Annotated in this window: 20 protein-coding genes; 9 read left to right on the top strand and 11 right to left on the bottom strand. The window is 55.6% G+C overall.

Translation table 11 applies throughout. The features are described 5' to 3' along the window. Positions 1-14 precede the first annotated feature (14 nt). A complete protein-coding gene (locus Q1A34_RS14845; RefSeq protein ID WP_300035668.1) occupies positions 15-1,016 on the bottom strand; it encodes a sterol desaturase family protein in 1,002 nt (333 codons plus the stop codon). Positions 1,017-1,026: 10 nt separating this feature from the next. After that, a complete protein-coding gene (locus Q1A34_RS14840) occupies positions 1,027-2,694 on the bottom strand; it encodes an ABC transporter substrate-binding protein (protein ID WP_300035665.1) in 1,668 nt (555 codons plus the stop codon). 281 nt (positions 2,695-2,975) lie between these two features. Here Q1A34_RS14840 and Q1A34_RS14835 point away from each other — a divergent pair, with 281 nt between their 5' ends. The 8 genes from Q1A34_RS14835 to Q1A34_RS14800 all read left to right on the top strand — a co-directional run bounded on the left by Q1A34_RS14835 (position 2,976) and on the right by Q1A34_RS14800 (position 13,104). Continuing rightward, the gene (locus Q1A34_RS14835) at positions 2,976-3,608 is read left to right on the top strand and encodes a tyrosine-type recombinase/integrase (RefSeq protein WP_300035663.1); all 633 of its coding nucleotides are present in this window, start codon (positions 2,976-2,978) and stop codon (positions 3,606-3,608) included. Between the two features lie 272 nt (positions 3,609-3,880). Then, on the top strand, positions 3,881-4,858 hold the full coding sequence (locus Q1A34_RS14830) for an AAA family ATPase (protein WP_300035660.1): 978 nt from the start codon (positions 3,881-3,883) through the stop codon (positions 4,856-4,858). A gap of 13 nt (positions 4,859-4,871) precedes the next feature. Beyond that, on the top strand, positions 4,872-7,418 hold the full coding sequence (locus tag Q1A34_RS14825) for a S8 family peptidase (RefSeq protein ID WP_300035657.1): 2,547 nt from the start codon (positions 4,872-4,874) through the stop codon (positions 7,416-7,418). Between the two features lie 255 nt (positions 7,419-7,673). After that, positions 7,674-7,937, top strand: a complete 264-nt coding sequence (locus tag Q1A34_RS14820) for a hypothetical protein (RefSeq protein WP_300035654.1) — start codon at positions 7,674-7,676, stop codon at positions 7,935-7,937. Between the two features lie 407 nt (positions 7,938-8,344). Further along, positions 8,345-8,845 (top strand): antirestriction protein ArdA, encoded by a 501-nt coding sequence (locus Q1A34_RS14815; RefSeq protein WP_300035651.1) that lies wholly within the window; start codon positions 8,345-8,347, stop codon positions 8,843-8,845. A gap of 80 nt (positions 8,846-8,925) precedes the next feature. Further along, positions 8,926-10,629 (top strand): ParB/RepB/Spo0J family partition protein, encoded by a 1,704-nt coding sequence (locus Q1A34_RS14810; RefSeq protein ID WP_300035648.1) that lies wholly within the window; start codon positions 8,926-8,928, stop codon positions 10,627-10,629. Positions 10,630-11,128: 499 nt separating this feature from the next. Continuing rightward, positions 11,129-11,578 carry a hypothetical protein gene (locus Q1A34_RS14805; RefSeq protein WP_300035645.1) on the top strand — a complete coding sequence of 150 codons (450 nt, stop codon included), beginning with the start codon at positions 11,129-11,131 and terminating at the stop codon, positions 11,576-11,578. 77 nt (positions 11,579-11,655) lie between these two features. Then, positions 11,656-13,104, top strand: a complete 1,449-nt coding sequence (locus Q1A34_RS14800; RefSeq protein WP_300035642.1) for a hypothetical protein — start codon at positions 11,656-11,658, stop codon at positions 13,102-13,104. A 121-nt stretch (positions 13,105-13,225) separates the two neighbouring features. Here the strand turns inward: Q1A34_RS14800 and Q1A34_RS14795 are convergent, their stop codons facing one another. The 9 genes from Q1A34_RS14795 to Q1A34_RS14755 all read right to left on the bottom strand — a co-directional run bounded on the left by Q1A34_RS14795 (position 13,226) and on the right by Q1A34_RS14755 (position 21,724). After that, on the bottom strand, positions 13,226-15,934 hold the full coding sequence (locus tag Q1A34_RS14795; protein WP_300035639.1) for an AAA family ATPase: 2,709 nt from the start codon (positions 15,932-15,934) through the stop codon (positions 13,226-13,228). Then, on the bottom strand, positions 15,931-16,389 hold the full coding sequence (locus tag Q1A34_RS14790; protein ID WP_300035636.1) for a hypothetical protein: 459 nt from the start codon (positions 16,387-16,389) through the stop codon (positions 15,931-15,933). Before Q1A34_RS14790 ends, Q1A34_RS14795 begins: the two co-directional genes overlap by 4 nt. 246 nt (positions 16,390-16,635) lie before the next feature. Further along, positions 16,636-17,145: a DUF3299 domain-containing protein gene (locus Q1A34_RS14785; protein WP_300035633.1), complete on the bottom strand. Its 510-nt coding sequence runs from the start codon at positions 17,143-17,145 to the stop codon at positions 16,636-16,638. Continuing rightward, positions 17,139-17,639: a DUF3299 domain-containing protein gene (locus Q1A34_RS14780; protein WP_300035630.1), complete on the bottom strand. Its 501-nt coding sequence runs from the start codon at positions 17,637-17,639 to the stop codon at positions 17,139-17,141. Before Q1A34_RS14780 ends, Q1A34_RS14785 begins: the two co-directional genes overlap by 7 nt. 22 nt (positions 17,640-17,661) lie before the next feature. Further along, positions 17,662-18,912: an ABC transporter permease gene (locus Q1A34_RS14775; protein WP_300035626.1), complete on the bottom strand. Its 1,251-nt coding sequence runs from the start codon at positions 18,910-18,912 to the stop codon at positions 17,662-17,664. Continuing rightward, complete coding sequence (locus Q1A34_RS14770) at positions 18,909-19,604, bottom strand: ABC transporter ATP-binding protein (RefSeq protein WP_300035623.1); 696 nt, start codon at positions 19,602-19,604, stop codon at positions 18,909-18,911. The genes Q1A34_RS14775 and Q1A34_RS14770 overlap by 4 nt, the downstream gene beginning before the upstream one ends. Position 19,605: 1 nt before the next feature. Further along, positions 19,606-20,253 (bottom strand): DUF2796 domain-containing protein, encoded by a 648-nt coding sequence (locus Q1A34_RS14765; RefSeq protein ID WP_300035620.1) that lies wholly within the window; start codon positions 20,251-20,253, stop codon positions 19,606-19,608. A 15-nt stretch (positions 20,254-20,268) separates the two neighbouring features. Further along, complete coding sequence (locus Q1A34_RS14760; protein ID WP_300035617.1) at positions 20,269-20,664, bottom strand: Fur family transcriptional regulator; 396 nt, start codon at positions 20,662-20,664, stop codon at positions 20,269-20,271. 124 nt (positions 20,665-20,788) lie between these two features. Beyond that, positions 20,789-21,724: a hydrogen peroxide-inducible genes activator gene (locus tag Q1A34_RS14755; protein ID WP_300035614.1), complete on the bottom strand. Its 936-nt coding sequence runs from the start codon at positions 21,722-21,724 to the stop codon at positions 20,789-20,791. Between the two features lie 184 nt (positions 21,725-21,908). Between Q1A34_RS14755 and katG the strand changes: the two genes are divergently transcribed. After that, positions 21,909-24,086, top strand: coding sequence for a catalase/peroxidase HPI (gene katG / locus Q1A34_RS14750; RefSeq protein WP_300035611.1), 2,178 nt, complete (start codon positions 21,909-21,911; stop codon positions 24,084-24,086). Positions 24,087-24,096: the final 10 nt, after the last annotated feature.

The raw sequence follows: 24,096 nt of genomic DNA, 5'->3' as shown, positions 1-24,096 counted from the left end.
CGGGGATTCAGCCCTCACTTCGCGTGCATGCGCCGCTTGGTATCACGCACACGTTCTGTTGCTTCCGGGCTGCCATCGTGAAAGCTGCCGAACCAGTTGTCCCACGGCATCTCCGGGCCGCCGTAGTTGCACTCAAAGTACCGGTGATGCAGTTGGTGGTGGAACGAGCCGACCTTCAGGTGGGCCTTGTCTCCAAGAACCAGTTTTTCGAATCCGGCGTGCGACGTAGCTGAGGCAAGCGCCAGGGAATATCCGATGAAGAGGAAGTGGGTCGGATGCGCAGGGAGAACCAGAAAGATCAGCAGCAGAGACATGTAGCCGACATGCTCGACCGGATGCATGGAAAAGCCGGACCAAGGGGCCACCGAAACACTGCGGTGATGCACCGAATGCACGCGTTTGTAGATCCATGGGACGTGCAGCACGCGATGCAGCCAATAGAAATGGAAAGACTGTAGAACGGGTAGCAACAGGAACAGGGCCAAGAACCAGATCGGATTGCTGCTGAATGTGATCATCGGTGCCCAACCGTTGGCATAGCCCATCCAAACGATGAAGTCATAGAAGGTCCACACGGTCACCCCCGACAGAAGCGCGTAAGTGACATTGTCCCAATACTGATCGTTCCACAGGAAAACACGCGCGTTCTTGGCCAGCCCGCGCCGGTCGAACTTGAAATCGTCGCCCTGCTTCTTCCATCCGTAAAGCCACAGGTGCAGCCCTTGTGCAACGAAGGTCATCAGGATCAAATTGCGCGCCCAAAGCTGCAACACCCATCCCCAGCTTAAGTGCTGCATTTGCTCCAAGGGTGGCACCACCCAAGCCCAGACGGCCCAGGCCATCAGTGCATAGATTAGGTATTCGGTGATCGGCAGCCAGTTAGTTACAAACCACCGCAATGTTGCCAATGGCCTCGGCGGCCAGGAAAACAGGGGTGTGACGGCGAGAGGCAGATCCGGATGCCAGTTCCATTCCTTGCTTGTGCCAGCCTTCAGCTGTTCATCCCCGGCCGACATGGACGTTGCCTTACCCGTCCAACCACATCTTATCCATATGGATTTCAAAGGTCGGATGCATGCCCATGCCTTTCACGTAGGGACGGCTGTGATTGTAAAGGGACCGCCAGTAGGGCTGCGTCACCACGCCTTCCTCCACCATGATGGTCTGCAGCTTGGCCATGATCTCGCGTCGTGCGTTCGCATCAGGCGTGGCCAACGCATCGGCAAGCAAGCTGTCGAATTCGGCATTGTTGAGCCCCGTTTCATTCCATGCCTCGCCAGAGCGGTAGGCAAGTGCCAAAATCTGCACCCCGAGCGGGCGCATGTTCCAGTTGGTTGAGCTGAACGGGAACTTTGCCCAATCATTCCAGAAAGATGAGCCGGGAATGACGGAGCGTTTCACTTTGATGCCGGCATCGCGCAGCTGTGCCGCCATGGCATCGGTTGTGTTCTTGCGCCAGTCATCGTCGATCGAGATCAGTTCATGCTCAAAGTCTGCCATCCCGGCTTCTTTCAGCAGGGCCATGGCCCCCGCCGGATCATATGACAGGCGCTCGACCTCGGCGTACTCAGGATGGATCGGGCAGACATGGTGGTTTTGAGCCGTGATACCCAGACCGTTGACCCCCAGTTCCAGCAGGATGTTGTTGTCAACGGCCATGGACAAGGCGCGGCGAACACGCACGTCAGCATATGGGTTGTCAGGATCTGTGTCCGTGGATTGGTTTGTCCGCAAAACGATTGTGGCCGCTGTGACAGCCTCGTTCTGCTCAAGCCCCAGATCAGTCAGGAGGGCCACAAACTCACCGCTGCTCTCATAATTCGCGTCGATCTCTTCGGACTCGTAGAGCGAGGCAATCACCGTGGGGTCGGTGCCCACGTCGATGTATTCGATGCGGTCGAGCCAAGCCCCGTTACCAGCGTTCCACCAGGTGTGACCTTCCTTGCGGACTAGGACCGCTTTCACGCCGACCTCGTGGCTCTCAAGGGTGTAGGGGCCGGTACCCAGAGGAGCCTTGAAGGGGTCCGCACTGCCTGCGCTTGGATGCACGATGGCGGCAGGATAGTCGGCCATGCCAGCGATGAGAGTGATGTCCGGCGCGGGCAGGTTCAAGCGGACGGTCATGTCATCCACGATCTCAATCGTGCCTTCCGCAGCCTTGCCTGTCTCGGGATCGATCAATGTCCCGAAACGTCCGGCCATGGAGTTGCCCTCGACATCCTTGTCGCACCAACCCGCAATGTTGTGCGCAACATGCTCCGCCGTCAGCGCATCGCCGTTGTGCCACGTCACGCCGGGGCGCACGTTCAGAATGTAGGTCTTTGCGTCTTCGCTGATCTCCCAGCTTTCCAGCAGCATCGGTTCAAACGTGAAGTCATGCGTGTACCGCACGAGGTACTCCAACCAGCCCCGGCTGATGTTGGCCTGTGGACTGTCGTCATAGGATCGGGGGTCTTTGCCTGCTCGAACCACCATGCCAACCCGAAGCGTGCCTCCGGCTCTTGGGATCTCGGACGCCCACGCGGGTGCATACATCCCCAGCATGGCATAGGCGGTTGCCGTTGTGGCCCCGAAGGTCGTCGCCATGGCGAGAAACTCGCGGCGGTTGACATTGTCTGTTCGAGCGCCTTGTGACATAGCGGCGTTTTCGATGCTTGGTGGCAGGGTGTCGCTGCCGGACTTGTAGAGTTTCATGGTTTCCTCCCGTGATCTGTCTGGATGGTAGGCTTTGAACAGAGCCTTGGAGAACTGAAAGTCGTTGGGCGATCATAAAGATTTTCTAACCAATGATCGTTCCCAAATTTGAAAGATAGCGAACTTCACGAAAAGGCATTGCCGACATTTGTGTTCTGTGCAGCATCGGTAACTGTGGGCTCAGAACTGCCATCGGATGAGGCGCAGCATCCTGTGATATGCTGCCTCGGTCAACGTCTGGTTGTCGTTGTGGGAGGGAATGGTGGATCGGAGGATCAGTCATGGAAACACCAAACTTACCTGCCATTCGCGCGCTTCGCCCCGCTTGGAACAAGGGCCGCATCGTCGGTCAGAAACGCCCGTTGAAGCCAAAGCATGTCTGGGCGATCAGGGTTCGCTTGGAGCTAGCAGAGAACCATCGTGATCTTGCCCTCTTCAACATGGCGATTGATAGCAAGCTGCGTGGTTGTGACCTCTGTCGCATGCAAGTCGTCGATGTGATGGCGTCAGGCCAGATCAAGGAGCGGGCGTCGGTTCTACAAAGCAAGACACAGAAACCCGTTCGGTTCGAGATTTCTGAAGGCACTCGAGCTTCGGTCGCAAAGTGGATGGAAGATCCGCTGATGGTTGGGTCGGAATATCTCTGGCCTGGCCGCTTCCATGAACGCCTACACATCTCAACCCGTCAGTACGCGCGGATCGTCCGGGATTGGGTGACGTCGATTGGCTTGGAAGCGACCGCCTACGGCACCCATTCGATGCGCCGGACGAAGGTGACGCAGATTTACAAGAAAACAGGCAATTTGCGTGCTGTTCAACTTTTGTTGGGGCATACCAAGATGGATAGCACTGTCCGATATCTTGGTGTTGAACTTGAAGATGCTTTGGCCATCGCAGAAGCCATCGAAATCTAACAAAGAGGGCCGCTTACAGGGCGGCCCAAGAGAGACATCCAGATGCGGTGATCGATGCTGTAGGGCGGCTCGACATAGCTGACGTTAATGTACGCTGCGGTATTCGGAGCAATGCACACGCCGAAGCGGTGACGCACGATGGTGTGTTCTGCGAAAACAGCACTTTGTATCAACGATGCAGCTCATTCATTGCTTGAGCAGCCTTGTTACCCTAGGATGAATTTAGGCTTCGCGGAGAGCATCCGCCCGAGAATTTGAGCATGGTTTAACTGATGACGACTTCCAAACATCTTCTGGCTCTCTTGCGCAGCCACATTGATGAGGACAACGACCAATTTCTGTCGGTTGCGCTTCAGATGGCTGCCAGTGAAGCTCGCAAAGGGCACGGGAAAGTGGCAACCGAACTGCGTTCAATCGTTGAAGAAGCGCGGTCCAAAAAGAGAGTTCAGACAGCGCGGCCAATCGCCCTTGCACAGCCTAAGGGCGATCTAGCGGAACTTTTGTCGGCATCTTACTCCGAAACCCGACTGTCCAGCATGGTTCTGACACCGGACTTGTCATTGCGCCTTATGCGGATCATCCATGAACATCGGCAACAGAGGAGACTCGCGGAACACGGACTCAAACCGCGCCGCAAAGTCCTCCTGATTGGTCCGCCAGGTGCTGGGAAAACCATGACAGCGTCGGCTCTGGCTGGTGAGTTGTCGTTGCCATTGTTTACCGTTGTCTTCGAGAGCTTAATGACCCGTTTTATGGGTGAAACGGCCGCAAAGCTGCGCTTGGTTTTTGAAGCGATGCGCCAAACAAGGGGCGTCTATTTCTTTGATGAGTTCGACGCAATCGGGGCAAAGCGCACCGGAACCAATGATGTCGGTGAGGTACGACGTATTTTAAACTCGTTTCTGCAGCTCCTCGAAAACGATGACAGTGACGGACTCATTGTTGCTGCGACAAATCACCCTGAGTTGCTTGACCCCGCTCTATTTCGCAGGTTCGACGACGTCATCGAGTACGAGATTCCAACCAATGAAATCGCCAAAGGTATTCTGAAAGCCCGTCTAAGAACCTTCGATACCACTGATCTGGACTGGGATGCAGTTGTGGACGCAACCTCTGGATATAGCCAGGCTGAGTTGGCGCGCGTAGCGGCAGATGCAGCAAAAAGTTCGGTACTCGACGGTAGGACGATCATTTCCCTTGCCGATTTCAACACGGCCATTTCGGATCGAAAACGTTCCTCAAGAGCATAAAGGCTAACTCCATTTGGTAGACACTCCCGGCCGCAACAAGTCCCACTTCTATTTCAGCGGTCATGGTCAAAGCGAAGACTTCACGTCCCCATCGACGGGGGGTGGCAGCGGCAAATTGCCCACAAGGGATAGGGCGTTACACGCCGCCAAACTCAAAACGGCTATCCATGACGCGCTAGCACTTGGCGATCAGCTCATCCAAGCTCGCGATCCTGAGATCGAAGGAGGTACGTCGGGATATTATCTGGAGATCGATGTAGATGCATCCAATCCAGCTGTTGTTGAGAAGCTTGAAGCACGTCAAGGCAAAGAACAAATCGAGTTGGTTTCCGTGCGTCAACATCCTGAGGATGAAGCACGATTGTCGGCAACTGTCTTTGTCCCAGAGAGCAAGAGCGGTCACTACGTGCAACGCATCGATGCCTATGAAACTGAGGACAACGTTACATATGAGAAAGATGACGAAGGTAACCGAGTTCTCAGAGACGGCCAACCAGTAGAAAAATCCAGGCGACCCAAAAACCAAGCGTTGGTTGCGGCCATGGAAGACGCGCGACTCGGGCAAGTCAAATCTCTCTTCACCGGCAGACCGGCATCCTATCCCGCACCTGATCGCGACATTTGGTGGGAAGTTTGGTTGCGCAGCAATAGGCGGCAAGTGTTTTTCCGTGCTGCAGCCGCCGTTGGAATGGAAAGCCGCCAACATATCTTAGATTTTGCAGAGCGGGATGTACTTCTTGCCCGGGGTACAGCAGAACAACTTGGACAAATCGTATCGAACACAGATGCAATCGCCGAGCTTCGGCTGGCGACTGATACGCCTTCTCAATTCATGCTGATGGACGGTGGTGAGCAATATGACTGGGCGCAGGAACTTGCAGATCGCATCGTTCCGCCTTCCGACGACGCGCCAGCTGTCTGTTTGCTCGACAGTGGATCAACTCGCCGTCATCCCCTGATCGGCCCCGGTCTTGCGGCGGCAGATCAACAGGCCTGGGATCAGGGCCTTCCGGTTGAGGATGTAAGCCAAGAACCTTGGGGCGGACACGGTACCGAGATGAGCGGAGTTAGCCTTTATGGTGATTTGACAGAGCTTATTGCAGGTCAAGGAGCAGTCGCCCTCAGCCACAAGCTCGAATCGGTGAAAATCTTACCCGATGTTGGAGCAAATCCGCCTGAACTCTACGGGCATATCACGGCATCTGCCATCAGCCTTCCCGAAATCGAAGCACCGTTCAGAGAACGAGCGTTCTGCCTAGCTGTAACAAGTGCCGACACCTATATCACCGGTCGCCCTTCATCTTGGTCCGCTCGACTAGACGAGCTTGCATACGGTGAAGGCGAGGCACAGCGTTTCATCACCGTTTCAGCAGGCAACATCGCATCTCCCTACCCTGCAAATGAATACCTCAACCAGAATGATGTCTCCGGCATCGAAAATCCCGCTCAAGCTTGGAATGTGCTGACAGTCGGTGCCACTACCGAAAAACTTAACGTCACCGACCAAACCTATGATGGTTGGGAAGTCGTCGATGCGGGGGGAGATTTGTCTCCGGCCAGCAGAACATCTCTGCCTTGGTCTCAAGTTTGGCCTCTCAAGCCTGACGTCGTTTTTGAGGGGGGTAACTATGCGGTCAATCCGACAGACGGCCATATTCAAAAAATAGATGATCTCGGCTTATTGACGACATTTCGTGCACCCGAAGAGCGTGCATTTACAACGACGTTCGACACCAGCGCTGCGACCGCAAACGCAGCGCGTATGGCGGCTCAGATCATGTCTGCAAAACCCGGTCTATGGCCAGAGACCGTTCGTGCTTTGATTGTCCAATCAGCCGAATGGACGCCCAAGATGCTCTCTCACGTCCCTGCAAAACCAAATAAGACTCAAATGCGCCAGATCGTTCGGCGCTATGGATTTGGGTTGCCAAATCTTGGTCGAGCGATTGCAGGAACGGATAATGATGTCTCCATCGTCATCGAACGCGACATCACACCGTTTCTCAAGAATCAAGGCGGGATCAAAACTAATGAGATGATCCTCCACGATCTGCCTTGGCCAACGACGACACTCGAAGCATTGGAGAATATGCCCGTCGAACTGCGCGTCACGCTGAGCTACTTCGTCGAGCCCAACCCCGGCGAACGCGGATGGACCAAACGCCATAGCTATCCTGGTCATGGTCTGCGATTTGCCCTGAAGCGCCCCGATGAAAGCCTGCAGCGTTTCCGACGTCGCATTAATGCCGCTGCGCGCGAACCCGAAAGCTCCCAAGGAGGTGGCGGTGGTGATGGCTGGACCCTTGGGCCGAACCTGCGTGACCTTGGGTCACTGCATTCGGACATCTGGAGAGGTGTGGCCTCAGATTTAGCTGACCTGAATGGAATGGCAGTGTTTCCCGTCGGAGGTTGGTGGCGTGAAAAGGCTGCCCTTGGGCGGTATGATCGAACCGTACGTTACGCGCTTGTTTTAAGTTTGCGCGCGGAGGCAGAGGTTGATCTCAGGACAGAAATTGAAAATCAAATAGCCGTGCCAGTTGACATTCCGGCTGGTGCTTAAGCTTCAATTCCTTATCGGCAATATTCTCGCAATCTATCGGAGTTGTAGTTGGGGTTCTGCGTGTGGTTCACGAAGGCGGAACGGCTGCTTTCATTGATGCCAAAAATGTATTTCGCACCCGCAGCGAACGGCTCCTTTCCGCCCCACTCCGTTACATACAAGCGTATGTTTTTCATGATTATTCTTGCAATCATCGGCTGTATTTGTTCACTATATGTTCCGATAAGTTGAACCAATATTGAGTGAGGATATTTTATGAGTACCACAGACAAGAACACCGAACATTTAGAACCAACACGCGCACGCCGTCCTGACATGATCGGCTATTCCGTCAAACAGATCGGCGATGGCAAGAAATCATCCTGGAGCCGTGTGGCGGCGGCATGGGCACACAAAGACGGACAGGGCTTTGAAGTGCGCATGGACGCGGTACCAGTTGATGGCAGGCTTGTTTTGCGCGAGCCGTCAGATGATCGCCAGGCTGAAGGCGACGTGATTGAGCGATCCCCAGCGGGATAGTTCTGTAATCAGTTTGCGTGGGGAAGAGGCGGGCTTTAGCTCGCCTCTTTTTTGGTGCATCCGCCGTTGGCGGACCGGGCTGTCGTGAACCAAGCCTGCGGTGCAGTCTCGGCCAGTCGGCGTCCATCCCTCGCACAGGTTTTGCGCTGCGCACGTTTTTTTAAAGTCAAGTCTTGCGGCTTCGCCCACCAGCGCACTTCAGCAAAAACAGATCGAAGAGACCCTTTCATTGTCGGCTCCCCCTAAAGGTTGCCCCCAACAATGAAGAGGCTCTTTCGCCGATTTTTCCTTCCGTTTGCACCCCCACTCTCGGCGAGGGCCAAGGGTTGCAAACGCAACCCCTGATCCAAGGAAGGAAAAGAAAGATGACAAATGAAAATGCCCTACCGCTTCGCTACTTGAGGGCGGTGACACTCCACGCACAACCCTACGATTTAGCGGCCACAGGTTTTTACTTTGAGACAGTGGGGGAATATCAAGCCAAGGCGGCAGCTTTACGGAATGACTACGGCGACCCTGTCGAGGAATTCGAAATCCAGTTCATTGATGGCGAGGCGATTGATTGTGAACTGGCGAAAGCCATCGGCCTCTATCAAAGCACAATCGCGCAGTATTTCGATGCCGTTGACGAGTGGAACGATCACGACAAACGCGTTGTCATCATCGCTGTTGGTGAGTGCGGCTACAGTTTCGATGCCAGCACCCAGCCAAGCGATTTTGACGTGGATATCTACGAGTTGGACACGATGCGCGATCTTGCCGAGCAGTTCGTAGGCGATGGTCTGTTTGGGGACATTCCCGAACGCCTGCAATTCTACATCGACTATGACGCCATCGCCCGTGACCTGAGCCTCGACTACGCGCAAACCGAGATTGCAGGCACCTCCCTGATTTATCGCAGCGCATGACTGGAGTGCAGCCCCAAGCCGCTCTGCTTGAGCGGTTTCAGGGTGCAATCCTGTGCCGATAGTCAAAAAGGAAAATGACCATGAACATTCAACACATTACATTAGAAAATCTCACAACCACCAACATCAACGTGCGCAAGACGGGTGCAAAAGACGTGGATGCCCTTGTGCAGTCCATCCGCACCATTGGCTTGCTACAGCCTTTGCTGGTGCGTCCCGCAGGGGAGGCCTTCGAGGTGGTTGCAGGGCAACGCCGCTATCATGCATTGTGTCAGATCGCCGAGGATACCGAGATTGATCCCGTTCCTTGTGTCGTCATGTCAGCGGATGACGATGTCACCGCAATAGAAGCGTCCTTGACGGAAAACATGGCACGTGCTCCCATGGATGAAGTGGACGAGTACAAGGCCTTTGCCAAGCTCGTGGCACAGGGCAAGAGCGTTGATGACATCGCTTATAGCTTTGGCCTGACAGAGCGCATGGTGCAGCAGCGGCTGGCTTTGGGGAATCTGCTTAATCCTATTCTGACGGCGTATCGCAAGGATCAAATCCAACCCGCAACCCTGCGCTTGCTGACCATGGCGACAAAAAAGCAGCAAAAGGCTTGGCTAGACCTATTCCGCAGTGAGGAAGATCATGCACCGCAAGGGTATCGGTTAAAACAATGGTTGTTTGGTGGCACCGAAATCTCAACCGACAACGCGCTGTTCGATCTTGAGAGCTATGCTGGCAACATCATCTCTGATCTCTTTGGTGAAGACAGCTACTTTGATGATCCAGAGGCGTTCTGGGCGTTGCAGAATGTCGCAATTGCCGAGGCCAAGGCGACCTATCTGGACGCCGATTGGGATGAGGTCATCCTGCTCAATGTCGGTGAATACTTCCCCAGCTACGAATACGTGGACACCCCAAAAGAGAATGGCGGCAAGGTCTATGTGCATATCGCCCATGATGGCGAGGTGACGTTCTACGAAGGGCAATTGTCACGCAAGGAGATCAAATCGCGTGAAAGAGCCAAGGCGGGCGAGACAGCACAAACAACCGTGCGGCCTGAGATCACCAAAGCCATGGGCAACTATCTTGAACTGCACCGCCATGCCGCCGTGCGGAATGATTTGCTCAGTCATCCTAATGTGGCGTTGCGCCTGATCACGGCGCATATGATTGCGGGGTCTGATTTGTGGGATGTGAAAGCTGACCCGCAAAAAGCAGCGAAGTCTGAGATCACGGACAGTCTTGCCACCAATACCGCGCAGCAGGCATTTGAGGTGGAACACCATACCGTTGCTGAGTTGTTGGGCTTGGATGGTGCCTTGATGCGCAAACATAACGACTACAACGCGCGTCCCGACATTGCCGAAGTGCTGACGAAGCTGATGGCGCTGGAGGATACCGAGGTCATGCGTGTGCTGACTTGTCTGATGGCGGACAGTCTCGCAGTTGGAACAGGCGTGGTCGAAATTCTGGCGCAGAGCTTTGGCACCGACATGCAGGCAGCGTGGTCAATCGACGAGACGTTCTTTGACCTGATCCGGGACAAAGAAGCACTGAATGGCATGGTTGCGGAAATTGCGGGCGACAGTGCCGCACGAGAGCATGTCACGGCGACCGCCAAGACCCAGAAAGCCATCATCAAAGCCTGCCTTGATGGCACCCGTATCGCCAAGGTGGAGAATTGGACACCGCGCTACATGGCGGTGCCACAGCAGGGATATACCGAGCGCAGCGGGTTTGAGGAAGTTGCTGAGGCAGCAGAAGCAGAAGTCGCCATTGCTGCTGAATGACGATCCAGACCTCACAGAGCGACGTAATACTTGCCCTGTGAGGTTACGTTTACAAGCCGAAAATAAAATTGCGATCCTGACCCTGCGGTTCAGGATCGCATCAATGCTCCCGCCAGAAATGCGCGCGGCATCGGATCGCTAAGCAATCAAAGAGAAAAGATCATTCGCTGCAATCGGGACGAAGGGGTGAATTGCGGGACAAAGTTGACTTTCGCTGCGGCTGATCGATCGGCTGCTTTAGAGAAACTGCGCCACGAAAGATTGTGCTGCCATGAGTGGTACTGTCTGCTTTTTCCTTGTCCCGCGAAGCGCCGAGCGGATAAATGTTTGTGGGTTGCGGTGCGATCGAATTTGACCTTTTTTTGCTTTTGCCTGGGTAGATGGAAACAACGGCGAGGACTAACAAACTTCTGAAAAAAGCTGCGGCGTTCTTGAAGGTATCCTTTTTTGTTGAAATCCTGATGGACACCGGTGCACGTTAAAACTCTGACTCTACTGATTGGAGATTCAATTGATTGAACTATTGTTCAGCCTACTCGTAAGTGGCGCTAAGCTCGCCGCATCTAGCGCGCTCGGAGAATTCTCAAAGGCCGGTGGAAAGAGTGCCTATGAGGCGATTAAGTCCCGATTGATTGAACGGCACAAGCTCAAGTCGTTATCACTTCTAGAAGATGCAGCGGACAATCCAGCCTTTGAGGCTGCGGTCAAGGCCGATCTGGAAAAACCTGCGATAGCGGAAGATGCGGAGCTACTGGCGCTTGCAGAAACGTTACGAGAATCGATTGAAGCACTCTCAGCAGAAACTCGGTCAAGCTATGCAGTGAACATCGATGACATTATGGCTGGCGGGTCACTGCTGTTTGACGCCGTCGAAGGGATCAGAGCAAAAACAGCCAGCTCCCAGGGCGATATGACGTTCAAGAACGTAAGGTCGCCGTCGGGAAATTGACCGGCGGCTCGGGTTCAGCCGCCCCGAGTGCGCGTTCTTTTATAGGCAAAGCTGAAGCAGGGCGCGACATCTCAATAGTGAGCAAGTCTGGCGTTGGTGCGGTTGGCATAACACTAATCGTTGCATTTGTGCTAGCGGTAGTTCTAGGAGCTTCATTTTACCTCATACCCATCGGCGATAATGGTTTATCTGCCGAGCGGAGCTTTGAAGACATTCTTCTCGAGACAATGCAGAGAGAAGGCTATTTTTCTGATCCTGCGATTAATGAAAGTCAGTCGCAGATTGTTACGTGCCTTCAGCACAGGCTTCGAGATGACGCCATTGTGCTGGTCAATGGCGAACCACTTGGGTTCTATCAAGAGTGCTATCCTGAATTCATGACGTATTGCTTCATGGACGACCAGATCATTTATCCGGCAATGGAAGATAGTACAGTATACGTATACAGAAACGGCGAGAAGATTGCCAATTCTGAGCATGCATTTGTAGATACAATTGTTTGTTCGAAGGAGGGCGATAGCGTCGCATTTTTGGTTGATGCTAAGGACGGAGGGATTGCCGTGAACAATAGCGGCATCCTTTGGGATCCACATCACGGCGTAGGTAACGAAACACTGACTTTCTCGGACAATGGCGAGAGCCTTGCCTATCTCGCTTCGGGTAGGTCCGGGCTGTACTATTTGGTCAAAGACAATGCCCCTTGGAAGTTTCGCTCACGCTCCTTTGTTCGAGGCCTATTAGAGTTTAGCCCCGACTCTACTCGCGTTGCTTACGGTGCAATAGTCGCCTCTTCAGATGAGAATGCTGAACATCAGATTGTAGTTGTCGACGACGAGTGGACCAGTCAACCCTATGATTTCATTGGGCGTGATTCACTAACTTTTAGCCCTGATTCAAAGCGGTTGGCCTTTTCTGCCTTTTTGGGCGATCAGGTATTTGCCGTCGTCGATGGCCAACCTTGGATGAATTTCGAAAGTTTTGTGAACAATAGCCTGAAGTTTAGCCCGGACTCTCAAAGGTTTGCCTACATAGCCATAGAAGGCGACATGCACCGCGTCGTCGTTGATCGCCGCGTATGGCGGGCTTACGATAGCTCGGGGGAAAATACACTGACATTTAGCCCAGATAGTGAACGACTTGCCTACGTTGCACTTGATGGTGGGCAGGCTTTTGTCGTCGCTGATGGTAATGAATGGGATCGGTATGATTCCTTCGGCTCCGGTGGCTTGTTATTTAGCCCGAACAGTGTTCATCTTGCGTATTTCGCGATTGAGCGCCCTAAAAACGGCGAAGAGGTTTTTTTCATAGTTAAAGATAATGTTGCTTGGGAACCTTACGAAAGCGCTGACACATCTACTATTCGTTTCAGTGAGGACAGTGAGTCTTTGGCTTACCTTGCAATTCAAGGCCCGAACGGCTTCGTGGTTGAAGACAATTCTGAGGTCGTGACACGAGCGAGAGTAAGGTTCTGGCTTGATCTTATGAACATCCCAGGTTTTCGAAACAGCGGCAACGAAGACGCATGAATTTCCAAAAACTCATAAAACGCGGACATTCGTCCATAGCGCGGCATCGGTGACTCTGGGCTCACAGTCAGCTTTCTCTGCGCTCTGCATGAACGGCTGCTGTCATCTAGGCGTGACAAGATCACCCCAGCGACGGCCCACCTCGATTACGCACCTGTGCCGGGCGGCTGTAACGTTGATGATCTGTCGCCCACCTCGGTCGATCTTTTTTGTTGATGAACAGCCGCATGTCGTCGCGATGGCGGGTCATGGCGACGTAGGCGAGGTGACGATCCATGGAACGGGAGGCGAGGACGTAGGATTGGTCGACCGTCGCGCCTTGCGACTTGTGGATGGTAACGGCGTATCCGTGGTCGAAGCTGCGGAAGTCTTGCGGATTGAACCGAACGAGGTGGTCTCTGTCCCCATCGAGAGCAACGGCTATCTCGCCATCTTGCACGGTTATGACCGTGCCTAACATGCCGTTCTTAACGCCGATATCTTTGTCGTTGGGCGTGAAGACAATACGGTCGTCCGTTGCAAAGGCGCGTTTGCCAGTAGCGGTTGCGAACAGTGTCTCCGGTGGCGCATCCCCATTTGCTCGCAGCGCGGCGCGAATAGTTTGATTGAGGGCATGCACATCTTTGCGTTTATGGGCAAAGGCAAGGCGTGATTTGGTGGCGCCATTTGCGGCGATATCCATCGCATAGGTTTCGACCAAGGCTTCGATGGCGTCAGCTTGATCATTCACTTGCGTCACAGCATCCATCTTACGGTATTGGTCGACAGCTTTTGTGAGCTCACCCGCCGCCAGTCCTCGGGAGGCCTGTTTCTGCCAATCCGCGTTCTGCCGATGAATCTCAGTCAGGCGCGCCGCCCCTTGGTCTTTCACCACGCGCCGGAAGGGCGTCCCGGCCTCAATCGGTTGCAACTGGTCGGGGTCACCCATCAGAACCAGCTTCGCGCCGATTTCGTCCATTTTCGTTGTGATGCGGGACATTTGGCGGGTCCCGATCATGCCAGCTTCATCAATGACCAGCACATCGCCTTTTGAGATCGGCTCATATCCATTCTTCCAGGACATCTCCAACGACGCCAATGTCCGGCTGGAAATCCCGGACGCGCTTTGCAACTCTTCTGCGGCTTTCCCCGCGAGCGCTGCGCCGTGGACCGTCATGCCTTGCTTATTCCACGCTTCCTGCGCTGTGGCCAACAAAGTGCTTTTGCCCGCGCCTGCAAGCCCAACGACGGACGACATTTGTCGTGCACCGAGGATATGACGCAAAGCGCCCTGTTGTTCGTCGCTCAACGTGCCGCCAAAGGCGCGGCGCATTTTGACGTTCTGTGCTGTGATCGCTTGTTTGATATGTGTGGTGTTGACGGCAAATCCGGTTTTGGCCGACATCGACGCCGCAGCGCGATCCAAGGACTGTTCGGCTTGCTGGTAATCTACCGTCGTAAAGACAGGCGTTGATCCATCATCGGCCAATCGCACCAGTTGCGGTGACTGCATCGCTTGATCTGCAGCCTTTTGCAACGCCATCGGATCATCGATCCGCTTCGCCAGCGCGCGCAACACATCAACACGTTTGAAGGCGGCTTTGGTCCGCGAGACATGATCCAGCACCAAGGCAGGTGACCGGATCAGTTGGGCCCTGGAATGGGGGAGGCCTTCATCGGGCAGAACCAAGGCCTGCTTTGGATCAGATTGCCTTTGCGCGTGAAAGGCTGGTGACAATCCTTGCGATTGACCGTCACGGGTCAGGGCTTGTCGTTCAGCAAGGTGTCTGGAGATGAGCGCCCGCCGCGCATCACGATCCCGCTGCGCAGCGGTCTGGGCGTCTTGTTCAAAGCGTTTGAGTGTCGCTTGATATTGACCCGTTGCACGCGACAACAGCCCGCGCAAGCCAGTGGGCAATTGCGCTTGCCGAGCTTCGATCTCTCTCAACCGCTGTTCTTCCTGAACTTTCAGCAGCGCGGTACGTTCTGCGCGCTGAGTTGCGACCAGCTTGGTACGCCGTTCTTCAAAGGCGGCATTGTATGGATCGACGGGTTGTCTGGGGAGATCACTCAGATGCTCCGCGACATCCTCAATCGATGGCAGTTCCATCTCGGACCCGAGACGCCTGCGCATCTCCTTCGGGTTCACACCACACCAGCGAGAGAGCGACCAGACCTTGCCATTGGCATCGACGGCAACGAAGCCGCGCTGGTCGCCGCGCGCCAGGGCAAAACCTTGTTCTTTCAAGGCAGCCTCAAACCCGGCCCTGGAATCTGAGGCCTCCCAGCAAGCGCGGAACATGGCTTTCAAAGCTTGTGGACCGCGCCTGGCCCGTTTCGCCTGTCCGGCCTCTTGTCGGGAGTAGTTCAGCGGATCGCGTTTCTCCGCATCCACAAAGCCTTGCGGCATCTCCCAGTCATGGCTGCGGTAGAGCTCGCGCGCGAGCCCCCCAAGCTTGCGTTTGTAGTGCGGCAGGTTGATCGCTTTGAGTTCTTGCCCATCAATCCGCGACCAGACCGCATGCGCATGCCGCCGTTCGTTCTTCTCATGAAAGACAATCGCGCGGGGCTGGCCAGTCAGGCCAAGTCGTTTCTCGGCTTCGGCAATAGTCATTTCGAAATCTTCGACAGAGACCTTGGCATCCTGTGGCGGGTTCAGCGACAGAGAGAACAGATACTTGTCGCAGCGAGTGGCATTCGAGACCGCCTCAGCTTCGGCAAACGCACCGTACAGATCGTCGGCAACAAACCCGTCGATGGCATGCACTGTCACATGATCATTGTCGCGCGGGTTCAGCAGGTGATGCGCAAGCTGTCCGCCATATCCGCGTTCGTTGCCTTTCAGGATCACGCCTGACGTCTCCTGCCAGAGGAGCGGCGCGTCTTCTTGCCAAGCGCGTCCATCAAAAGCGTTCGAATGGCCAAAAGATGGGCATTGGCTTCAGCGATATCGGCTTTCTCAGCCTCACCGACGATGAGTGCGCCGATGTTGGCGTGGTAGGCGAGTTGGTTGAGATTGCTGGCGATCCGCGACTGCCCTAGCAGAGCCAAAGCTTCCGCCGCTGCTTTCTTTTCTTCGACGGCGTCGGCAGGTCGCGTTTTGCGGAGCTTAGTCTTCTCAGCAAACACGCAAGCCCGAACGTAGGCACTCAAGGTCATCCCCGCCGCCAGTTCTTCCAACCGAGCACGCTCTTCCGGTGTCAGGCGCAGAGTCAATGGCGACAACGCCGTGCGTGTTTTGCCCAAGGATGCCTTTGCGAACACAGGCTTGACGTTGGAATCGTCCGACGAGGCAATGCGGGTCATGGCGCAGGCTCCTCAAACGAAGCGCCCAATTCTGGACTATCGTCTATCTGATCTGCATTATCTTCCGCCGGCTCAGCAAACGCCGCCAGCCTGTGGATAATTTCTGGCTCGGCCCGAAGAATGCTTGTCCATTCCTCTAATTCTGTCAGGATCTGGTCGCACTCAGAAGGTTCTAGGTTGTTCCTCCCCGGTGCACCACTTCATAACTCACCGATTGCCGGAAAAACGCCTCCGGCACCACGAAGGTTACATGCCGAACGGCTCTATCCTGTCAGCCGACAACGCATATCCGATCTCTGCCAGCTGGGTTGAGACAGAAGACACGCCGAACATACCGATCACATTCACGGGCTCGTAGAGCCCTTCGGTTTCATAGGGTGTTTCGGTTGTCACAAATACCAGCTGGTTTGCAGGCGGCGGCGGCACATGCACGCAGGCGCCCACATAGGGTACCAGGATAAACGCTGTGACGCCTGTCCCATCGTATTCAATGGGCAGGATAAAACCAGGCAGCCTGATGATCTGTCCGTTCCAGTCCGTTCTCACGCCGCTGGACACAGGTTGCTGGCTCGACATTGGCGCGCTGTCGTGATCGATCAGCCCGCTTAAAACGTCCGGGACCACAACTTCGCCTTCGGGCAGCAGGTCCTGCCAGTCAAGATCCGTGAAAGCTTCGGCCCTGACTGCACCTGGCACTACGGCTGTGGCTGTCATTCCGGCCAGCATCGCCCGGCGGCTGACGGTTGATCTCACCATTCGTATATTTCCATCTCGTCCGCCGTAATCGCATAGCCGGTCTGGCCCAGATCAGTTGACTGAAGCTGCGTACGCATCACGCCGGTCACCCAGACCGGCTCCCAGAGCTCATCACCGGGCCAGGGTTTGTCTGTGCGAACTATAACCAGTTGATTAGCCGGGGGCGGCGGCGTGTGGATGCAGGCGCCTACATAGGGGACGAGCATGAAATCTCTTACACCGTCGGCGCTGATGTCGAGCGGGATAATGAAGCCGGGCATTCTGATATAGGCCCCATCGAGGGCCGTGTTCAGCTTGGTGCCGTTCTCGTCATAGATCGGGTTCCAGAAGTCGTTTACCTCATCCAGTTCGCCTTCACCGATAATCTCGGAATAAGGCACCCCGGGGGGGATCAGGTCTTCCCACATGATCTCTTTGGGAGACGCGGCAAATGCTTTGCCCGGTATCGCCAGAGCGGCTGATAACAAAGAGAGTGTTGTTCTCCGGTTCAGCATACAGTTCACCTGAGTTTCAGCGTTACGTTCTGACCATCATACCATCAGCAACGGACATTCTGTAAGCCCGCAATGCAGGGACAAGGCTCACAATTGCGCCAGCGAAGACAACGGTAATCAGCACCTGGAATTCCCGTAGTGTCGGCGCCTCTATCGGCAACCAGAGGCCGAACGCGCTGTCTGCGAGTGGCTGGGCGACCATCAGGCCAATGTATAGTAATGCGAGCCCCAGAAGAGCCCCGACCGCAGCCATGACCATCGCCTCAAGCACCAGAAGTGCCAGGATTGTTACGGGCCGCGCGCCCATGGCTCTGAAAATGGCCATTTCCCTGCGACGTTCGCTGAGGCTGGAAAAAATCGTCGCCATCATGCCGATCAGCGCTGTGATGACGACCATGGCTGAGACAGCGAGCAGAGCCGTCTCTGCAATGCCCACGATGCCCCACAACTCCTGCAGTGCGACACCAGGCAGGATCGCCAGGAGCGGCTCCTGGGGATATTCGTTGATCGCCCGCTGCAACGCAAAGGTCTGCAGCGGACTTTCAACACCGATCAGGGCGGCGGTAATCGCCCTCGGCGTCAGGTCCATTGCCCTTATCGCTTCGACCGGCGTCGGCTGGCCTGGCTTTTGGGCGCCGCCCTGCCAGTCAACATGGATGGCCTCGATGGCCTCCAGACTGACGATAACCGTGCGGTCTACGGGCGTGCCTGTCTTTTCCAGAATACCCGACACGCGAAAAGGCTGGTCCTTGTGCTCTGTAAAGGAGGCAAGCCCGTGCGCCACAATGATAGGATCGTCAATTTCATAGCTCAGTGTCGCCGCGACATCTGCGCCGATGGCAGCATCAAAAAGGTCGTCTGGTATGTCCCCCGCGCTGACGTCCAGCGATCGCCCCTGACGGTATTTGTAGTGTTCAAAAAACGCGCGGGTGGTTCCCATAACACGAAACTGCCGGTGGCTGTCGCCCAGCGATATCGGCACAATCCAGTCAACATCCGGTCGGGCGGCAATGTCCTGATAGCTTTCCCACGTGACGTTGTTGGTCGCGTTGCCGATGCGGAAAACCGAATACAACAGCAACTGCACCGATCCGGAACGTGCGCCCACGATCAGATCGGTTCCGGAAATCGTATCCGCAAAGCTGGCTTTTGCGCCGGTACGCACTTTTTCGACGCCCAGAAAAAGCGCCACGGACAGGGCGATTGCCAGAATTGTCATTGCAACGGTCAGGGCACGGGCCAACAGCGAGGCCAGGGCAAGGCGCATGATCATGCCGCTGCCCGCTCGACCTGGGCGATCTCGTCCATATGTACCACCCTGTCGAAACGGTCACCGAGACGCGCGTCGTGGCTGACCATCAGCAAAGACGTCCCGTAATGGGCGACCTGTTGAAAAAGCAGATCCATAAACGCCGCCTGGCTGTTTGCATCCAGAGCAGAGGTCGGCTCATCAGCAATGATCAGTGGAGGCTGACCAATGAGCGCGCGCGCGACCGCTACGCGCTGTTGCTGGCCGACACTCAGTGTATTTGCCTTCGTCCGGCCCAGGCCAGGCGGTAATCCAAGGTCCGAGCAGAGCTTTTCAGCCGCTGCGCCTGCGTTGCCCGCGCGCTTGCGCCGCCTGGGTGCAAACCGCAGCGGCAAGAGAATGTTGTCGGAAACTGTTCCGAAAGGAAGCAGATTAAACTGCTGAAAAATCACACCGATCTGTTCGGCCCGGAACCTGTCCCGCGCGGCGCCGGAGAGCCCTTTCAGCGAGCAACCTGCAACATGCAGGTCACCCTGATCCGGCAGAACTGTCCCGCATATCAGTGAAAGCAGCGTTGACTTGCCGGAACCACTCTCGCCCAGAAGCAGGACCGTCTCTCCCTGCGACACGCACAAACGGGGCACGGCAAGCGAAAAAGCGCCCCGGCCTGGCCATTTGTACCGGACATCAGACAGTTCCAGAACCAGATCCGTCACCTCAGATCATGCCCTCCAGAGTCAGAACCGGCGCAGTGCGTTCGACTTCAAAGGCCTGCGCACCTTTTGCCGTCACGATCTGCACTTCCACCTCCAGTGCGTTTGGAAAGGTCTCGAAGTAAGCAAAGGTAATCGCCATCAGAGCGTCGGGGTTGTTGCAGGTCAGCTCATACTCTGCATGAAATTCAGTATGCCCGGCCTCTGCCTCGTCGTGCCCGTGTTCGTCGTGCGCGTGCTCATCGTGGTCATGCTCGTCATGCGCATGCTCCTCGTGTTCTTTGTGATCATCATGGGCGCTGTGTTCTTCTTCTTCCTCGTGATGAGCGTCATGTTCGTCTTCGCTTTCAAGCTCAGCATGTGCCGAGACAACGGTACATCCGGCGGCCGCCGGAAGAACAAAAAGATCAAGCGGCGCATTCAGTTTTGCAATGGCCGCATCGATGGCTGCGAGATCAGCATCGCTTTTCGCTTCGTATTCAAAGCCGACTATGTCCGCGCCGGGCGCGTGAAATTCCATTACAACTGTGCTGGCCTCAACGGCAATGTTCAGTTCACCCACGCCGTGTTCGTGTGCGTCCATTTCGCGGGTTTCTTCTGCGAGGGCAGGGGCAGCAGCAAAGAGCGCAAGCAGTGTCAGTGAGTGTTTCATAGTGATTTCCCTGTTTCAGGCGGTGCTGGCAGCGCATGCACCGCATCGTCCGTGAATTTCCACGATGTGCCGGTCGGCACGAAAAGCATTATTGTCGGTCAGTGCCGTCAGGCGGGGCAGAAGTGCGCTCCCGTCATGTTCGTCAACGGAACCGCAGTCCTGGCAGATCGCCAGCACGGGAACGCTTTCGACATGCCGGCAACGGCAGGGCACAAACGCTTTTTTTGACTCCAGACGGTGCGCGCGTCCCTGATCGGTCAGCGCGGAAAGCGTGCGATAAACCGTTGGCGGTGCGATATCCGGCTCATTCTCCTGCAGTTTTTCAAGGATCTGATAGGCCGTCATAGGACGGTCACAGGCGTCCAGAACGCTCAGTACATCACTTTGCCGGGCTGCCGCGCGTTTTCTCACTTCCCAACCCTCCGTTACAGGAATTTGTTATGTTATAAAATAAAACTTGGCAACACGTGAAAACTAATTGCGCAGGTTTTTGCTGTGGTCTCTGTCATGAAAGTTAATTCTGCCCGGAAATCAGTCAGCGGGTACCTGCGTTCCCGCTTTGGCGGGGCAATGCCGCGCTCTTTGCAGCAGCGGCCTTTCGTACCACTTCTGCAACCTGTTCCAGCTGCGGTCCCAGCGGGCTCGATCTGCGCCAGATCATGCCAACAGTCCGGTGAGGAGGGTTTTTGGAAAACCGGTCCGTGACCACAGGTGCCGAACCGGTCTCTACACCGACCGCCATTTCGGGAATAAGCGTGATACCGATGCCGGAGCCGACAAGTTGCACCAGTGTCGCAAGGGAAGACCCGTCAAGCCCGTCTCGGGGTAGCGACGGGCTGATGTTGCAAAACGACAGGGCCTGATCCCGGAAGCAGTGGCCTTCTTCCAGCAGCAGCAATCGGTGGGCGCGCAGGTTGTCGCGGTCCGGCACTGGCTCACCCTGTGCTGAAACAGGGCGGACAAGCACAAATTCCTCATCAAAAAGCGCGGTCTCCTGCAAGGACGGCTCCGAGACCGGCAAGGCTACGATGGCGGCGTCGATCCGCCCGTCTGACAATTCAGCAATCAGCCGGTCAGTCAGAGTTTCTCTGACCTGAACATCTGTACCAGTGAAACTGCCGGACAATTCGCGGATGATCCCTGGCAGCAGATAGGGGGCGATCGTCGGGATGACACCCAGTCGCAGCGGGCCTGCCAGTCCTTTGCCGGCGATGCGGGCGATATCGCCCAGCTCGTCGACGGAGCGCAGAATGTCGTGAATGCGTGGTGATACGGTTTCGCCAAAACCCGTCAGTTTTACCTGCCGCATCCCGCGTTCAAACAGTGCGGAGCCCAGTGTTTCCTCCAGCTCTCTGATCTGCATGGACAAAGCAGGCTGTGAGACGCCGCTTGCTTCTGCCGCTCTGCCAAAGTGTTCATGACGCACCAGAGCCTCAAAATAACGAAACTGTCGGAGAGTAGGGTTTATCATAGGAAAATATTATCGAAACGATCAGAAAATACAACTTATACTAATCATTTTTCTTTGTTACTGTTCTGAAGAAAGCTGGGTGAAGAACGATTTTGCCATTCTGGCAAAGCGCACTCGATCAAAGACGTGTTCGCGCTAACTCCAAGCCTGGATCGCCTGAATAACCTCACGGACGGAGAGAAACATGGACGGAAACGATATCGGAAAATGCCCGGTGATGCATGGAGCGAGTATCCACGCTACAAATGAAGTCAGGAGCAATCGTGACTGGTGGCCAAACCAGCTGAACCTGAAAATTCTCAATCAGAACGCACGGCAAACCGATCCTTTCGGACATGAAGTTGACTATGCTGAACAGTTTAAAAGCCTTGATTATCAGGCCCTGAAGAAAGACCTGACGGCGCTGATGACAGACAGCCAGGAATGGTGGCCGGCGGATTACGGCCACTACGGACCATTGTTCGTGCGGATGGCCTGGCACTCTGCAGGGACTTACCGGACAGGCGACGGGCGCGGCGGGGCGAGTTCTGGCAGCCAGCGGTTTGCACCGCTGAACAGCTGGCCTGATAATGGCGGCCTGGACAAAGCGCGGCGTCTTCTGTGGCCGGTGAAACAGAAATATGGCAATCAGATTTCGTGGGCTGACCTGATGGTGCTGGCCGGAAACGTTGCCATGGAATCGATGGGTTTCAAAACTTTCGGTTTCGGCGGCGGTCGCGCGGACACCTGGGAGCCTGAAGAAGACATCTACTGGGGCACAGAGACCGAATGGCTCGGCAATGCGCGCTACACCGGCGACCGGGAGCTGGAAAATCCGCTGGCGGCCGTGCAGATGGGTCTGATCTATGTGAACCCCGAAGGTCCGGACGGAAACCCCGATCCCGTGGCATCAGGCCGTGACATTCGCGAAACTTTCGCGCGGATGGGGATGGATGACTATGAGACCGTCGCGCTGACAGCCGGTGGCCACACATTTGGCAAGGCGCATGGCGCGGGCGACGCGGCACTGGTCGGCCCCGAGCCCGAAGGATCCCCCATCGAACAAATGGGTCTGGGGTGGAAAAATGCCTTTGAATCCGGTGTCGGCGGGCACGCGACCGTTTCCGGGATTGAAGGTGCATGGACACCCACACCCACGACCTGGGACATGTCTTATTTCGACACGCTGTTTGGCTATGAGTGGGAACTGACAAAGTCGCCCGCTGGTGCACAGCAGTGGAAAGCCGTCGGCGGCGAAGGGTCCGTACCGGATGCCGCAACAGGCGAAATGAAACATGCGCCCATGATGACCACTGCGGACATGGCAATGCGTTTTGATCCGGCATACGAGAAAATCTCGCGGCATTTCCATGCCAACCCGGATGAATTTGCGGATGCTTATGCGCGTGCCTGGTTCAAGCTGATCCACCGTGATATGGGGCCAAAATCCCGGTATCTGGGCGAAGAAGTGCCTGCGGAAGATCTGATCTGGCAGGATCCGATCCCGGCAGTTGACCACGAGCTGATCAATGATGCGGATATCGCAGCGCTGAAAGAACAGGTGCTGGCCTCTGGCCTGACGGTATCTGAGCTTGTTTCAACAGCCTGGGCCTCGGCTTCGACGTTCCGCAACTCAGACAAGCGCGGTGGCGCCAACGGGGCACGTATCCGCCTCGCACCTCAGAAAGACTGGGAAGTGAACCAGCCTGAGCAGCTGTCGCGGGTTCTTGAAGTGCTCGAAAGCATTCGTGCGGGTTTTGCCAAACCCGTGTCGCTGGCGGATATGATCGTGCTGGCCGGTACGGCCGGTGTTGAAAAAGCTGCGCGTGATGGCGGGTTTGATATCACCGTGCCGTTCACGCCAGGCCGCATGGACGCCTCGGCCGAACAAACCGATGAAGAGAGCTTTGCGCTGCTGGAGCCTCAGGCAGACGGTTTCCGCAACTATCAGAAACGTGAGTTCTCTGTATCGGCTGAAGAAATGCTGGTCGACAAGGCCCAGCTGCTCAGCCTGACCGCTCCTGAAATGACGGTTCTGGTTGGCGGCCTTCGTGTGCTTGGTACGAACGCAGATGGGTCTGACCATGGCGTGTTCACGGCCAATACCGGTACGTTGTCCAACGACTTTTTTACCAACATCGTTGACATGAACGTGTCCTGGGCACCGGCGTCTGGCAAAGAAGGTATCTATGAAGGGACCGACCGCGCCAGTGGTGAGAAAAAATGGACAGGTACGCGCGTTGATCTTGTGTTTGGGTCCAATTCGCAGCTGCGTGCGCTGGCCGAGGCCTATGCGCAGGATGATGCCAAAGAAGTCTTTGCCCGGCAGTTCGTGGACGCCTGGGTCAAAGTCATGGAACTGGACCGGTTCGATCTGGCCTGATCCTGCCACA

The organism is uncultured Roseobacter sp., from assembly GCF_947491795.1.
Taxonomy (GTDB): Bacteria; Pseudomonadota; Alphaproteobacteria; order Rhodobacterales; family Rhodobacteraceae; genus Roseobacter.
This window is presented reverse-complemented; position numbering and strand designations above follow the sequence as displayed.

Bases quoted from the DNA above. Each gene is read 5' to 3' on its own strand.
- Q1A34_RS14845 (WP_300035668.1), bottom strand. From the start codon at position 1,016: ATGTCGGCCGGGGATGAACAGCTGAAGGCTGGCACAAGCAAGGAATGG.
- Q1A34_RS14840 (WP_300035665.1), bottom strand. From the start codon at position 2,694: ATGAAACTCTACAAGTCCGGCAGCGACACCCTGCCACCAAGCATCGAA.
- Q1A34_RS14835 (WP_300035663.1), top strand. From the start codon at position 2,976: ATGGAAACACCAAACTTACCTGCCATTCGCGCGCTTCGCCCCGCTTGG.
- Q1A34_RS14830 (WP_300035660.1), top strand. From the start codon at position 3,881: ATGACGACTTCCAAACATCTTCTGGCTCTCTTGCGCAGCCACATTGAT.
- Q1A34_RS14820 (WP_300035654.1), top strand. From the start codon at position 7,674: ATGAGTACCACAGACAAGAACACCGAACATTTAGAACCAACACGCGCA.
- Q1A34_RS14810 (WP_300035648.1), top strand. From the start codon at position 8,926: ATGAACATTCAACACATTACATTAGAAAATCTCACAACCACCAACATC.
- Q1A34_RS14790 (WP_300035636.1), bottom strand. From the start codon at position 16,389: ATGACCCGCATTGCCTCGTCGGACGATTCCAACGTCAAGCCTGTGTTC.
- Q1A34_RS14785 (WP_300035633.1), bottom strand. From the start codon at position 17,145: ATGGTGAGATCAACCGTCAGCCGCCGGGCGATGCTGGCCGGAATGACA.
- Q1A34_RS14780 (WP_300035630.1), bottom strand. From the start codon at position 17,639: ATGCTGAACCGGAGAACAACACTCTCTTTGTTATCAGCCGCTCTGGCG.
- Q1A34_RS14775 (WP_300035626.1), bottom strand. From the start codon at position 18,912: ATGATCATGCGCCTTGCCCTGGCCTCGCTGTTGGCCCGTGCCCTGACC.
- Q1A34_RS14765 (WP_300035620.1), bottom strand. From the start codon at position 20,253: ATGAAACACTCACTGACACTGCTTGCGCTCTTTGCTGCTGCCCCTGCC.
- Q1A34_RS14755 (WP_300035614.1), bottom strand. From the start codon at position 21,724: ATGATAAACCCTACTCTCCGACAGTTTCGTTATTTTGAGGCTCTGGTG.
- katG (WP_300035611.1), top strand. From the start codon at position 21,909: ATGGACGGAAACGATATCGGAAAATGCCCGGTGATGCATGGAGCGAGT.